Source organism: Bradyrhizobium sp. CCGB12 (assembly GCF_024199845.1).
Lineage (GTDB): Bacteria > Pseudomonadota > Alphaproteobacteria > Rhizobiales > Xanthobacteraceae > Bradyrhizobium.
Genome location: NZ_JANADO010000001.1, coordinates 5,184,063 through 5,197,969 on the forward strand (window position 1 = coordinate 5,184,063; position 13,907 = coordinate 5,197,969).

Here is a 13,907-nt window from a genome sequence, read left to right on the forward strand (position 1 = left end):
CCCGGTCCAAGGATGCGCGAAACGCCGTCCTTACTTGACGGTAAACCGGATCGGCAGCCTGACCGCCACGACGTCGCCCGCAAAAGTGTCGGGCGGCGCAGGAAACGGCTGCGCGCGCTTCAGCAGCGCGATGGCTTCGCCGTCGAGCGCATCGGAGCCTGAACTCTGGGTGACGCGCGCATCGCCGACGATGCCGTTGCGGTCCAGCGTGAATCGAACCTGGGTGATCCCTTGCTCGCGCCGTGATCGCGCGGCTTCCGGATAGCGCTTGTTGCGTTCGACCAGGGCCAGTATCTGCGAACGCCAGGTCGCAACGGCCTGCGAATTCTTCTGATCGGGCTGTCCCTGTGTCGGTGCGGCCGCCACGGGAGCGATGCGTTCCGACACCGCCGCCGGTGGCGCTGACGTCGCCGACGCGGCTTGTTGCTCCGCCATGGCGTCGGGCTGCACGTTCTTTTGCACATCGACGACGGCGTCCGGGTTGGCGGCCTGCGGAAGCTCCGGTGTATCGTTGGGTTGTGCGACCTCAGGCTTCGCCTCGGGGCGCGCCTCGGACATCACCTGCTCCGGCCCGGGCGGAATGTCGGTCGGCGTGGTCGATGGCGCGGCGGGCAACGGCGCAAGGTCGACCACCACGGCGCCCGTCGGCTCGGCCGGCTCGAGATCGTCGGGCCGCTGCCACGTCGCGAGCGAAGCAGCAAGTGCACTGTACATGGTCAGGACGGCGAGGCTGCTGTACGTCCAGCGCTTCAGATCCGACGCATCTTCGGCGGCGAGACGCTTCATGGTTCGGACGTCTGCTCCAGTCCGACCAGCGCCACCTTCAGATAGCCGGCCGCCCGCAGGCCGTTCATGACACGCATGATCTCGCCGTAGGGAACCATCTTGTCGCCGCGAAGAAAGATCCGAGCGTCCTTCTGGCCGTTGGTGGCGACATCGAGCGCACCGGCCAGCGCGGCACGGCTCACGGTCTCGTCTCCGACCGACAAGGTGAGGTCCGGCCTGACCGTGAGATAGACCGGCTTGTCCGGACGTGGATGCGGCTGAGCATTCGACGCCGGCAGGTCGACGGCGATATCGACGGTCGCAAGCGGGGCGGCAACCATGAAGATGATGAGAAGCACGAGGATGACATCGATGAACGGCGTCACGTTGATGTCATTGACCTCGGCGAGATCGCCGCCGGCCTGGTTGAGATTGATCGCCATCAACTTACTCTGCCGCTGCGAGCCGTAGTCGCTTGGGCGCGATCGTACCGCCATCGAGATCCCGGCCCGCAAGGCGCGCGATTTCCGACGAGCTCTCGCCGAGTAGCGCGCGATACGCACCGATCTGGCGCGCAAACAGGTTGTAGATGACCACCGCCGGAATGGCGGCGACAAGCCCGAGCGCGGTCGCCAGCAGCGCCTCTGCGATGCCGGGCGCAACGACCGCGAGGTTGGTGGTCTGGGATTTCGAGATGCCGATGAAGCTGTTCATGATGCCCCAGACCGTACCGAACAGGCCCACAAAGGGACCGGTTGCTCCGATGGTCGCCAGCACGCCCGTGCCGAACGCGATGCGCCGGCTTGCAGCCGCCTCGATCTGCTGCAGGCGGGAAGCGATCCTCGTCTTGATGCCTTCCCTGTCCATCCGATCGGTGCTCAGATCAAGTTCGGCGACAGTCCCCTCGAGCAACCGTGCCACGGCTCCCTCGCGGACGGCCTGCACCGCCTCGTCCAAGCTCCGCGCTGCCGCCAGTTCGCGGAGGGCCCGCCGTACATTGCGGCGCGCAGTGAACAGTTCAACCGTCTTGGACAGGCAGACCGTGCAGGTGACCAACGTGGCGAAGGCAAGCCCGACCATGACGGCCTTCACGATGATGTCGGCCTGGATGAACATGCCCCAGGGGCTGAGATCGCGAGGGAGTGTCGCGGCAGCTACCACCGTGCTTTCGGAACCCTGTTGCGCGAGCGCAGGCCCCATCACTCCGATGAGGCAGAACATGACGGCTGCCGGGACGCAGAGGACGACATATACCGCCCGATCGGTCGACCCGAAGCGACGGCGCGGAGGTGTACGAATCTGCATTCGAATTCAGCCTTTCAGCAGTTCATGTAAGTGCCTTAACTCCAATCTGTAGCATCACCTACGTCTTGCTGCAAATGCTAGAATGCGACCGAGGAACACGCCCTGGCGACCGCATGGTTGGCGAGCTTGCCGTCCCTGAAATCGGCGAACCGCCAGCGGCGGTCGCGGCGTACCTCTTCGAGTCCTTCACCATGAACTGAATGTTCTCGGCAGCCCCGGCGACGAAAGACCCGAAACCGTGACGCCACTGCCAGTATGCGGGGTTTACAGATTCGCACGAATTCGACCGCCAACCGGCGCGCGATGCCGCGGACGTTACCAGTCTTGCAGGCGTGGCCGATTGCGGAGGCGTGGACCGAGGCTCACTTAACTCCCCATCGTAGGTCCATCGGAGAAACTACCATGCGATCGGGTCTGGTTTTGAGCCTTTTGATTATCCTGTGTGCACCCGTAAGCGCCGCGCCGGCAGCCAAGGTCCATCGGCATCATGCAACTGCTCATTCTCGTGTTTTGACGCCTGGGACCGCTGCGGCCTGGGCCTATTCACCGGCACCACCGAAGCGCCATCAACCGACCCCGCACTATGATGACCAACCAGAACCAGGTCATAATCCGTTCGCGGGATGGGGTGGTTAGCACCCGGCCTCACCGCCGCGTCGCCGCTGCCGGGCGCCAGCCGCGATATTTCGGGTGCTCCTTGCCAATCGGGAGCGCAACGGGCGTGCCGTTTTCCGCGGCGTGATAGAGGGCCGGCCCCGACCTGTTTCGCGCAGCCGGCCGCCTGAGGGGCTTTGACCCTGCCAGAGGCGCCCTCCGGCCTAGCCAAGATGCTCGCTAGGTCGACCGAGATCACTTTTTGCTAAAGTGGATGATCCCGTCCCATTCAGCCGGAGGCGGTTCCAGCAGAAAGCCGACAACGCGGTCGAGGTAGATTCCGACCAGGACATCGTCCGGACGCTCACGGGCGAAGGCTTCGAAGGCGTCGAAGGCGCGCATCCAGTTGCGGCTGGCGTATGCTTCGTAGGCGCCGTTCCAATCGCGAACGAGCTGCGTCATCGCGGGAGTGACGCGAAACTCCTCCTCTCCATCGAGGGCACCGAGGAGCTCGAAGAGGTCGAAAGATTTTCCGGTACCCTTTGGCTGGATCCTGTCGACGCGACGAAACAGGAACGCGTCCGAACAGGCCTCGGCGACTTGCCCGCTCGCAAGAATTTCCGTGCCATAGTATTTGTTCAGCCCTTCGATCCGGGAGGCCTGGTTCACGGTATCGCCGATGGCGGTATAATCGATCCGATCGGACGACCCGACGTTTCCGACCACAGCTTCGCCGACGTGAAGTCCGAACCGCGTTCTCCATGGCGCAAGCGATGAAAACCTTCCTTCGCGTGGCGATTGATCGCCGCCCTTAGGTCTTCAAAGTCGCGCCTCGCACCGCCATCGCTACCACGCGATCTCGCATACGCGCGGCAGTTTGATCCGTTGACCTCGGAAAGCATTTTCCCGCCCCACCATTTGACAAGCCGCACCATCCGCTCATCAAATTTGGCTTTGTTCGCCTGGCGCGCGCGACAATCGTCATCATTGATTGAGAGTGCATCAGCGACATCGACGGACTCGATATCTCTTACACGGCGTGCAGGGCTGTATTTCTCGGCGGTATATGCCGCTAAGAACTCTTGCGCTTTTGTATCTTCGCCAACAACGCAGCCTGTGGCGATATGCTTGCCGCCATCGATGACGATCCAGGTGCCTTTGGCAATGATTCTCCGACCCTTTCGGCGATCATTTCTCCACCATAGCCGGGGCCTCGACTTTTACTCGGCATAATTCTCTCATCTCTGCGAGAGCACTAGGGGACGTGAACAGCTTATTGGCGATTTTCTCTACTCGAAGACGCCCTCTTCTGGCTTCCCGAAGCAAACCATTCTTGGTCATTCCACCTTCAGGAAAACACAAGCGGGCGGCATCCGCCAATCGGAGTGGGCAGTCAGGTGCCAGATTGTCGTTTGCAGCTTCGCTGAGAATAATGAAGCGATCTTAGATTACGTATTGATGCCGTCTAAGCGCCGAAAAGCCGTCAGGTCCCAAATAGGGAGTGCGCCCATTTGACCGGTGAGTGAACCCCTGCACAGGTCAAACTGAGAACTTGAGGAGAGAAGTTCATTGGCGGGACATGGCCCAAGGGCCACACCGCGGAGGCGGCTGGCCCGCTTCGATTGCTCTTGATCAGTTTGGAACCACCGCTAACGCCCAGTGCCGCGTGCGTCATAGTAACGATTATGGCTGAAGGTTACGCGGAGCCAGCCGTGATCTGCGCCTCGACAATTCCCCAACCTCGCATTTGTATCGAAAGGGCTGAGGGGGGACCCCGCATGAGGAGCGAAGAAGGTCGATAAGGGGTAACTCTCCGCCGAGCATCTTTATGATCGAAAGCAGTCGTCGGTTTGCTAGCCCGCTTCATTCGATAAATATGCCGCGTACGCTAGCTTGATGCCTTCCTCTAGCGAGGTCCTTGCACGCCAACCTAACTTGGCAATCCGATTTGCATCGAGCAGCTTACGCGGCGCTCCGTCGGGTCGCGATCTCGCCGGGATAGCCGATGGTGTCCGCGATCAGGCGGGCGAGCTCAGCGATGGTGACTTCCTCGCCGGTGCCAATGTTTACGAGCTCGGAGCTCGAGTACGTTTTGATCAGGCGCATGCAAGCATCCGCCATGTTGTCAATGTATAGAAACTCCCGCTTCGGCGCACCCGTCCCCCAAACCACCACGCGGGTTGCGTCGGAGTTTGGCCTCGTGAAAGCGCCGTATTAAGCCGGCCATCACGTGGCTGTACTCAGGATGGTAGTTGTCACCGGGGCCATAGAGATTGGTCGGCATTACGCTGATCAAATCAGAGCCGTACTGGCTTCGATAAGCCTCCACCATCTTGAGACCGGCGATCTTAGCTATTGCATAGGGCTCGTTGGTCGGTTCAAGCGCGTCGGTCAGTGCCGCTTAGTCGCGTAAATCGAGTTTCTTTCGCTCGATCGTCAATAATCGGACGTCTTGCATCAGTCGGCGGACAAGCGCGCTGCCGACCATTCCTCGATGGCCAGCGACAAAAACACTCTTTCCCCTCAACTCGAACGGTACGTCCCCCATTGGCGTTCCCTCATCGATTTCTATCAGATTATCGTGGATACAACAGATCAGCGATCCAACGCGGTCCGCTAGGCCCGCTTCTCGCGGCGGGCCACCAAGAATCTCCAGCTAGCTAACTCACCGGCCAATGATCAAACATTTGCATAGATGGAATTTTTGATCATGACGAATCCCTTCAGGAGCTCCTGGATGCCAACGTCCAGCGAAATACTGGGTAGATATCCGGTCTTCTCAACCTTGGCGTTTGAGACGATGTAATTGCGCTGGTCGGGATCGCGACCTACCTTGGCATCCACAAAACAAAACTCAGGAACGAATTTTTGGATGTGTTCGCAGAGCTCTTTTTTGGACACGTTTGCGTCTGAAAGGCCAACATTGAAGATTTGGCCCTTCATGCTCTCGAAATTCGCAAGCCCGTGCTCGAAGACCCGAGCGACGTCGCGGACATGAATATAGTTGCGCTTGAAATGTCCCTCGAAGAGAACGACGAAACGGTCGTTTGCCGCCCGGTACACGAAGTCGTTAACTAGCAGGTCAAGACGCATGCGGGGCGACATTCCGAACACGGTGGCGAGTCGGAAGCTGATTACGTTCGGATGCTCCATCAGCTCGCGTTCAACGGCCACCTTGTCGATTGCATACTGCGAGATTGGGCGGAGCGTAGATTCTTCCGTGCAATAGTTGTTCTCGTCGCCGGAGCCATAGGCGCTATTCGTTGTCGGCATGATGATCCGCTGATCGCGGGACACATGCTTCAACATCATCGTTATAGCGTCGTGATTGGTAGTCTTGGCTCCAATGGGATCCCGGCTGCACAGCGGAGCTCCGACCAGTGCCGCGAGAGGAAAAATGACATCGGCCTTCTTCAGGAGCGGCTGCATGGTCTGTTCGCTGCGGATGTCACCCCCAACCACGCTGAAGCCGTCGTAATGGCAACACTGGTTCAGACTGGACTGCTTGAACATGAAGTTGTCCAGCACGGTTACCTTGTGGCCAGCGTCCAACAGTCGGGGAACCAGAGTTGATCCGATATAACCGGCACCGCCAGTCACGAGAATGTTGTAGCTCATTGGGGGATTCCCTCGTTACGAATGGCTTTAATTCGATTCTGCAGCGCGCGTCACGTCGATCGGAGCGGAAACATGGCACTCTCTACGCATTCACAGAGTGCGTGCGCAAAGATGATGTGTATTTCTTGAATGGTGCTCGCTGGGTGAGAGCAAGCAATAGTCCGCTTCCTCGGCAGCGAGGCCGCCATTGCCGCCCGAGAAGATGATCGTACGAATATTCAGCTTGCGGCAAGTGCGTAGCGCTTCGAGAATGTTTCTCGAATTGCCGGATGTGGTTATTCCGAGAAAGATGTCCATGGCCGTCGTCTTTCCCTCGATCTGGCGGGAGAAGACCGCATCGAACCCATAGTCGTTTCCAATCGCGGTCAGGATCGATGTATCGACGGTCAGTGCCTCGGCCGTCAAGGGCGCGCGATCTCGGGCGAGTTTGCTGACAAACTCGGCTGCCAGGTGCTGGGCATCCGCCGCAGATCCGCTATTTCCGGCGATGTCGAGACGCCCGCCGGACTTGTACGTAGCGATGACGACATCGGCAATTGCTTCGAATACGGCAATCCGATCCAGATCAGACAGGAGCTTTCGCTTCGCCTCGATCGAGGCGGTCAATCTTGTCAGCGGGGCTGCTCTCGTGGCGGTCATATCGGCACTCCGATGGGTTAAGAACCGGATTCCGATACGCCGGCCGCGCGACACTGATCGAGGGCCAAGTCAGAAACCGCGGCGTGGAGGCGCGTACTCTTGCCGACCGCCAGGATTGCTTGCATGGCTGTTAATCTCAATTCACCGCGTTGAGGATGGCGCAAATCTCATCGACCTCATCAATTTTAAGGTCGGGAAAATTGCCGATGTAGAAGCCGAAGAAGTGGATGTGGTCGGTTTGGGGGAATTTCCTGTAGTGCTCCGCCGGGACGAATGATTTCAGATACGGCTGACGAAGCTGGTTGCCTCCGCCCGCGCTGCCTCTGCGAAACTCGATGCCGGCGGCGCGCATGGCGGACATCAGACGTTCGGCAAGATCCATATCAGGCTGACGCAGCACCAAATTGAAAGCGTAGTTGCTCGAGCCCTCTGTCTTGAAATTCGTACGGAATTTCTCGGGGTTGATGCGCGATAGGAAACGAAGGAAATTATCTGTCCGACGTGCGACGTTCGCGTCGAGCCGAGGAAGCTGCCGTCGGCCGAGTATGCCCCCGATCTCGGTATTGCGCACGTTATAGGCGGCGTGAGCAAAGATGAAATCTGGATTCAGATCCGGGTGAGCTGCAACGTACGATTCCTTGATGGCCGGATCGTTGGCTTCTCGGACCATGCCGTGGGACCGCAACATTCGTGCCGCTTGATAGGCAGCATGATCGTTGGTGCAAATCATGCCGCCTTCGATGGTCGTCATGTGGTGGGCATAGTAATAGGAGAAGTTCGATATCCAGCCGAAGCTGCCGAGCTTCTTGCCGCGATGCGTAGCCCCATGAGATTCGCAAACGTCTTCGATCAGCGGAACTCCGACCTTATCGAGATGCCGGATCAGTTCGTCGGTCAGCCCGTCGAAGCCCTGCACGTGGGTTAGAAATACGGCTCGTGTTCGTTCGGTGATGGCATCGATGATCTTCGTTGCATCCATCGCCAGGGTCGCGGGATCAATGTCGATGAACACCGGCGTGAAGCCGTTCTGGATCACGGACGCGACGTCCGAAATCCACGTGAGCGGCGGCACGATCACCTCACCACCCTCCGGATGGCGAATCTTCAGAATGGCCATCGTCAGGAGATTGGCAGAGGCGCCAGAGTTGACGAATACGCTGTACTTGGTGCCAAGCCACTCATTCCATTCCTGCTCGAACGCGCGGACGTTCGGACCGTTCGTGAGGACTGGGTCGTCCTGCTTCAAATGCTCGATGAGAGCGTCCAGATCTTCGCGCGCGATATTGTTGCGCATCAGGGGGAATTTCATTGGGGGCGACCACCGTTCAGGGGAGGGAGAGTCTTCGAGGATGAAGCCAAAATTTGAAGCACGCGCTTCGTCACCACGTCGGGGCCTATGCCAACTTGCTCATGCAATTCGGCACGCGATCCGAGCTCGAAGCGGTAGCCGCCCTCAACTCCGATGTTGAGCAGCTTGGCGTCGAGCGCGCTATGTCCGAGGAAATTGTAGAGCAGAGCGTCGAGGCCGCCGCGGCCTGCGAATCCCTCCTCCATGCTGACGATGGTTTGATACGGCGATAGCTCGTCGTACAGAGCTTCCGTGGAAAAGCGCGCAAGGTCGAATAAGTCAACGAGGCCGACTTCGACTCCTACTTCGCGTAGCCGGTCGGCGACGATCAATGCAGTGTGTACCATGTAGCCCGTGGCTACGAGACAGATCTTCTGGCCGCGTCGGTGAACATGAAATCCCTTCGTGACATCCGGCGGACCGTCCGCATACAGGACGGGCAGTACCTGCGCATCGAGACGAAGATATTTGGGGCCAATCTTGGCACATATTCCGAAAAGCTGTTCCGCGGTGATGTGATCGGATGGTGAGAGCACCTGGAAGTTCGGCAGCCCGCGCATCAGCGTAATATCCTCGTAACACTGGTGCGTTGGACCGGACACGACATAGCTGTAACCTGCACCGACGCCGATCAGATTGACATTCATCGGGCGAACCTCGGACAGGAGAGCCAGGCTCACCCTGATCTGCTCGAAGCAGCGCATCGTGATGAAAGGGGCGATCGCGTAGGCGAAAACCTTGTAGCCTTCGAGCGCAAGTCCCGAGGAAACGTTGATCAGATTTTGTTCGGCTACGCCGACATTCACAAACCTCGCGGGATGGTCGGCGCGAATGCGATCCAGCACCGGGGACCCAAAGTCGGCAGAGACGAAGAAAATCTTCGGATCGTGGGCCATGGCCCGATGTATCTGATCCAACAGCGCATCGCGCATCGCTCGCGGTTTAACGCTCATCGGAGGCCTTCAGGAGTTCGTCGAGAAGTTCAGCTTTCGGCGCCATAATGTGAGAAAGAGCCTCATTTTCCAGGCCGGGAACGCCGCGTCCTTTCAGCGTTCGTGCGACGAGTGCCTTCGGTCGCCCGCTGTTGATCGCTTTCAGGCTCAACAGCTGCTCTTGCACGGCCAGCACATCGTGACCATCGACCTCGACGCATTGCCATCCAAATGCCTCGAGTCGCTTCACGAGCCCGGCGTGGGAAACGATGTCATCGGTGAAGCCGAGCATCGCAATGCTGTTGTTGTCGACGATGAGGTGAAGATTGTCGAGCTCATGCTGGGATGCAAACATGATAGCTTCCCAATTGGCGCCTTCATGCAGCTCGCCGTCTCCGCAGACCACGAAGACGCTCTGGTTCGAGCCGCCGCGCTTTAGCCCCAGAGCCATTCCCGCTCCGACACCGAGACCATGGCCCAGAGACCCATTAACGGTTTCGTAACCGGGAATGATGGGATCGGGAATCCCGCCCAGAATGCCGCCGGCCTTGCATACGCGATCAAGCTCGGCGGCCGGGAAAAAGCCGAGATCTGCCAGGATCGGGTACATGCAGATCGAACCATGTCCCTTGCTGATCACGCAACGATCGCGACCATCCCATCGGGGATTGGTGGGCTCGATAATCAGAACGCCCCCATAATACAGGGCGACGAAAATTTCGATGGAAGACAGTGAGGATGCGATGCGTGTCTCGGGCGCGCGACGGTGCACTGACAAGGTCTCCCTCCAGACCCAGTTCGCCTTGTCACGCAGGTTGACGCTATTGCTGATCAAGACACGGCCTCACTTGGAGTACACTGGTGGGGGCACACTGCGGACTGACCGGGTCGGAGCATGCCTTTCGAGACGGGGACGGTGAAGCCGCACGCATGCAGGTCCGCGAAGTTCGATGGAGAAAGCCGTTTCCGTCATGATGATCATAAGCCGTTCGGTTGATAAAGGACTACGCGGCTGCCGGAGTCTTCGAAATCGAAGGGCACGTGAATCAAACTCTTCAGTCTTTCGCGGATTGCCGCGTGCCGCTCGGGTTTGGCGAAAAGAAGCATGAAGCCGCCACCGCCCGCGCCGAGCAGCTTTCCACCGATCGCTCCGGCGTCACGCGCGGCTTCATAGATCGCGTCGATCTCGTCGGTTGTCACCTTGTCCGACAAGGTTCGCTTGGCGAGCCAGGCTTCATGCAGGAGTTCCCCGAATGCTTCGATCGGGAGCGAGCGATTTACGAAGATCTCAACGCCTTCGTCCACCATCAGGCGCATACGCTTGAGCCGCGCCGCACTGGCTGCCATGTTGTCGAGCTGGGACTTTGCTACCTCGGAGGAAAAGCGTGAAAACCCCGTGAAGCAGAGCATCAGATAGGACTTGAGCTGGGCCTTGCGTTCGGGCGAAGCGATGACCGGCGACACGTCGAATGTACCGTCTGCCCGGAACCTGACATAGTTCATGCCGCCGTAGGCGGCGATGACCTGATCCTGGCATCCTACGTTCTCGTGAAGCATTTTCTGCTCGATATGGATCGCAGTCTTCGCCAAGGCGTCTTTATTCGACATGTTGCCGCGCAGCGCTTGCACGGCATGAAGCAAGCCCACGGTGAAGGAGGAGCTCGATCCAAGTCCTGATCGGGCGGGAAGGTCGCCGTCATGATGGATTTCGAGCCCTTCGGTCACGCCTTCGTGCTGTAGCGTCGCGCGTACCGCCGGATGCTTAATCTGGTCGATGTTCGAGACGTTCTCGATGATCGAGTAAACGATTCGATGCTTGTGCTCGAAAAATGGCGGGAGCCGTCGGCACGTAATGTAGCAGTATTTGTCGATTGCAGTCGCGAGTACGGCACCGCCATGTTCCTGGATCCAGGCGGGGTAGTCTGTACCCCCGCCAAAGAAGGAAACACGGTACGGGGTCCTGGTGATGATCACTGTGGAACTCGCGCGGCTAGTCTGCGAAGGCGGACCTGACTCAAGGGAACAGCATGGATTGCCACTGCTCAATCACCCAACAATTTCCGCTTGAGCCGGATTTCCGACATCTGTTCGATGTTGCGACGTTCGATCGTGCCGAACTTTCTTTCGACGAGCGCGAGGTACGACGGATCTCTGAAATAGGTCTGCCACGCCTCGTCGCGAAACTTCAGGACCTCCGCGGCCGAAAGATACTTCGTTCGCATCGGCACGCTCTCGTACGAAAGAAACGCAAATTCTTCGAACTTCTGTGGCAGCTCCCATCCGCTCGAGCGAGCGGTGTAATAGAGCGGGCTGCCGGGCAAGGCTTGGCAAGGATACATATTCGCCATCTCGGTGTTCAGCTCGAGGGCGAGACCCAGGGTCTCTTGCATCGTCTCGTTGGTGTCCTCCGGAAATCCGAATATGTAGTTGCTGATGATGTTGATGTCTGAATCGTGGATCGTCTTGCACACGTCCCGAATATTGACTTCCCGGAATGTTCCTTTCGAGACCTCCTGACGGACCATTTGGTTCCCTGCTTCGATGCCCAGCGCGAGCCAGTTGACCCCTGCCTGCTTGAATTTGTCCAGGACGTTCGCCCGAACGGTATCGATGCGGGAGTAGGTCCACATGTTGAATCCATAGCCCGACTGTATGCAGTCATCGAGGATAGGCGTGTAGTATTTTCGGTTCAGGAAGAACATCTCGTCGCTGATGCGCAAGGTCTTGACGCCCATATCGGCGAGCTTACGCATTTCGCGGGCGACCCATTGCGGGCTCCAGAAGCGCATTCCGCGCGAATGCGAAGCATCCGTCCCGTCGTCATTGTTGACGCGGTTCACAATGTTGATCATGCAGAAATTGCAGGCGAACTGACATCCAAGCGATGTGTAGATTGCAGCGAATGGAGTTCGTTTGTCGTGGCTGAACCCGGCATGCCAGAAGTGCGCGCGATAGAGGTCGAGCGGTCTTTCGTGATAAGGAAGCAGGTCCCAGGCGTAGCCGGGAAGATCGACATCCATGCGGTCTTGCGGGACGATTTGTTCGGGCGGATTCAAGATGAGCTCTTGCGCGGCCCCATTTGAAACCTTGTATCCTATTCCTTTGATGGTCCGAAGATCGCTCCTCAGATTGGATCGAAGGAGATTATGCAGTGCATAGACGCCCTCGTTGAGCAGGACGATATCAACGCAAGTGTAAGCGAGAACCTCCTTTGGAAGTGCGCTGGTGTGCGAGCCGACAAAGCAGATGGGAGTTCCGACGCCGGCCGCCTTGAGCGCGTTCGATAGATCGACGGCGCCGATCATGCTCGTTGTGCCGGAGTTCGGGTTCTGCCCGTACAACACCATCACGATCAGGCGCGGCTTCGCGTCCTGAATGCGCGTCACCGTGCTTTGCAATGACAGACGTTCCGCGTCGCTGTCGAGAATTCCGACCTCAAATCCCTTCGCTCGGCAGGACTCCGCAAGCAAGAGCGACCAAGTCGGCGGTTCGATAGCCGAAAATGTCTTTGCGAGCTCTTGATAGGCCTTTGCTGACGAGTCCGGCGTTACGAAAAGTGCGTCCATCCGCTGTCCCCAACTTCTGGGCGCCGTATATATGGAATCCATTTTGGAAACAACCATTTGGGGTGAAAGATAAGCCGATCAACCCGACGCGAATCGGTCAGAATGCCGCTTCAGGTCCATTCATGAAACCCATTGTTCCGACTGGTGGGCGATGAACATTTCGCCCTGGCCGGTGCCCTCAGCGAACGTGTGGGCTAACTTGGGCTAAATTGGCCTCGGTTCAGGCTACGTTGAAGATTCTGCTGAAATAGTACCTTGTCACTAGCCAGGCAAAAAGATACGCTCTCCATTTGATCGGTAAATCCGAATCAAACAGGAAACTGCGTAGGCAGAGCGAAATGATCGAAAAGAGTCCCGGAGATGGGCATCCCGCTCGTCGCGGAGACGGGGCGGACGCGAGGGCCGTATTCGCGATCAAGGCGTCCAATCGGTCGGCCTCGAGCCGGCGCGCTTCTCGAAGAGCTATGAAGGTGAGGTCGTCTCCAAATCGGGAGCGATCGGTATAGGTCGCGTCGAGCGCTTCGGGATGGTTGCGATAATGGAGGTGCTCGAAAACGAGGTCCTCCTCGTACATGATCCGTTGATGGCCACGTTTCTGCAAGCGCTTGAAGATGTCCATCAAGTGCACATCGATGAAGGCGCCCTTGTACTCGACGGGATAGGGTACAGCAGGCGGGAGCCAAGCCCGGCGCGATAGGATCGGAAAGGTGCACAGACGGGCCCCTTTCAACAGATCGTTCCCATAAGCCAGGTAGATCCCATCCGGATAGCGAGCATCGAGTTCACGTACCTTGTCGTCCCATCCCTTGGTTCGGACGACGATGTCATCGTTGACGGCAATGGTGATATCGCCGGTAGCATGCTGGAAACAAATCGAATTGTAAGCGCCCATCGTCTGACGAGGAACGATGACGGTCCTCAGGGAAAGTTGGCTGAACGTAATCCCGTGGCTGCCGGTGTCATCGTCGTCGACGCACAGGATGATCTCGATGAGTTCGGGATGCGTGCTCTCTGCCACCACGCTGCGAAGGAAACGCTCGACGAGCGTAGGCCGTCCGCGAGTCGGCAGCAGCAGAGAGATTCGCTTTTTCATCTACGTCCCAGTCCTGGCGCCGCATGGGGATGGCGCCCAGAATGTAG

The 13,907-nt window shown here is 58.4% G+C and carries 11 protein-coding genes and 2 pseudogenes; all 13 read right to left on the reverse strand.

Going from position 1 to position 13,907, the window contains the following annotated elements:
* Positions 1-30: 30 nt before the first annotated feature.
* Positions 31-786, reverse strand: a complete 756-nt coding sequence (locus NLM27_RS24105; protein ID WP_254145704.1) for an energy transducer TonB — start codon at positions 784-786, stop codon at positions 31-33.
* On the reverse strand, positions 783-1,208 hold the full coding sequence (exbD, locus tag NLM27_RS24110) for a TonB system transport protein ExbD (protein WP_254145705.1): 426 nt from the start codon (positions 1,206-1,208) through the stop codon (positions 783-785). Before exbD ends, NLM27_RS24105 begins: the two co-directional genes overlap by 4 nt.
* A gap of 4 nt (positions 1,209-1,212) precedes the next feature.
* A complete protein-coding gene (gene exbB / locus NLM27_RS24115) occupies positions 1,213-1,986 on the reverse strand; it encodes a tonB-system energizer ExbB (protein ID WP_254145706.1) in 774 nt (257 codons plus the stop codon).
* Between the two features lie 933 nt (positions 1,987-2,919).
* A pseudogene (locus tag NLM27_RS24120) lies at positions 2,920-3,411 on the reverse strand (adenylate/guanylate cyclase domain-containing protein); the annotation flags it as partial.
* Positions 3,412-4,517: 1,106 nt separating this feature from the next.
* Positions 4,518-5,212, reverse strand: a pseudogene (locus NLM27_RS24125) (NAD-dependent epimerase/dehydratase family protein).
* Between the two features lie 131 nt (positions 5,213-5,343).
* Complete coding sequence (locus tag NLM27_RS24130; protein WP_254145708.1) at positions 5,344-6,282, reverse strand: NAD(P)-dependent oxidoreductase; 939 nt, start codon at positions 6,280-6,282, stop codon at positions 5,344-5,346.
* A gap of 90 nt (positions 6,283-6,372) precedes the next feature.
* Positions 6,373-6,921, reverse strand: a complete 549-nt coding sequence (locus NLM27_RS24135) for an SIS domain-containing protein (protein WP_254145709.1) — start codon at positions 6,919-6,921, stop codon at positions 6,373-6,375.
* Between the two features lie 136 nt (positions 6,922-7,057).
* A complete protein-coding gene (locus NLM27_RS24140) occupies positions 7,058-8,230 on the reverse strand; it encodes a DegT/DnrJ/EryC1/StrS aminotransferase family protein (RefSeq protein WP_254145710.1) in 1,173 nt (390 codons plus the stop codon).
* On the reverse strand, positions 8,227-9,222 hold the full coding sequence (locus NLM27_RS24145) for a transketolase family protein (protein ID WP_254145711.1): 996 nt from the start codon (positions 9,220-9,222) through the stop codon (positions 8,227-8,229). Before NLM27_RS24145 ends, NLM27_RS24140 begins: the two co-directional genes overlap by 4 nt.
* On the reverse strand, positions 9,212-10,036 hold the full coding sequence (locus NLM27_RS24150; protein WP_254145712.1) for a transketolase: 825 nt from the start codon (positions 10,034-10,036) through the stop codon (positions 9,212-9,214). The genes NLM27_RS24145 and NLM27_RS24150 overlap by 11 nt, the downstream gene beginning before the upstream one ends.
* A 143-nt stretch (positions 10,037-10,179) precedes the next feature.
* Positions 10,180-11,175: a galactokinase gene (locus NLM27_RS24155; protein WP_254145713.1), complete on the reverse strand. Its 996-nt coding sequence runs from the start codon at positions 11,173-11,175 to the stop codon at positions 10,180-10,182.
* A gap of 68 nt (positions 11,176-11,243) precedes the next feature.
* Complete coding sequence (locus NLM27_RS24160) at positions 11,244-12,767, reverse strand: B12-binding domain-containing radical SAM protein (protein ID WP_254145714.1); 1,524 nt, start codon at positions 12,765-12,767, stop codon at positions 11,244-11,246.
* 220 nt (positions 12,768-12,987) lie between these two features.
* Entirely contained in the window at positions 12,988-13,860 is an 873-nt protein-coding gene (locus tag NLM27_RS24165) for a glycosyltransferase family 2 protein (protein WP_254145715.1), read from the reverse strand.
* Positions 13,861-13,907: the final 47 nt, after the last annotated feature.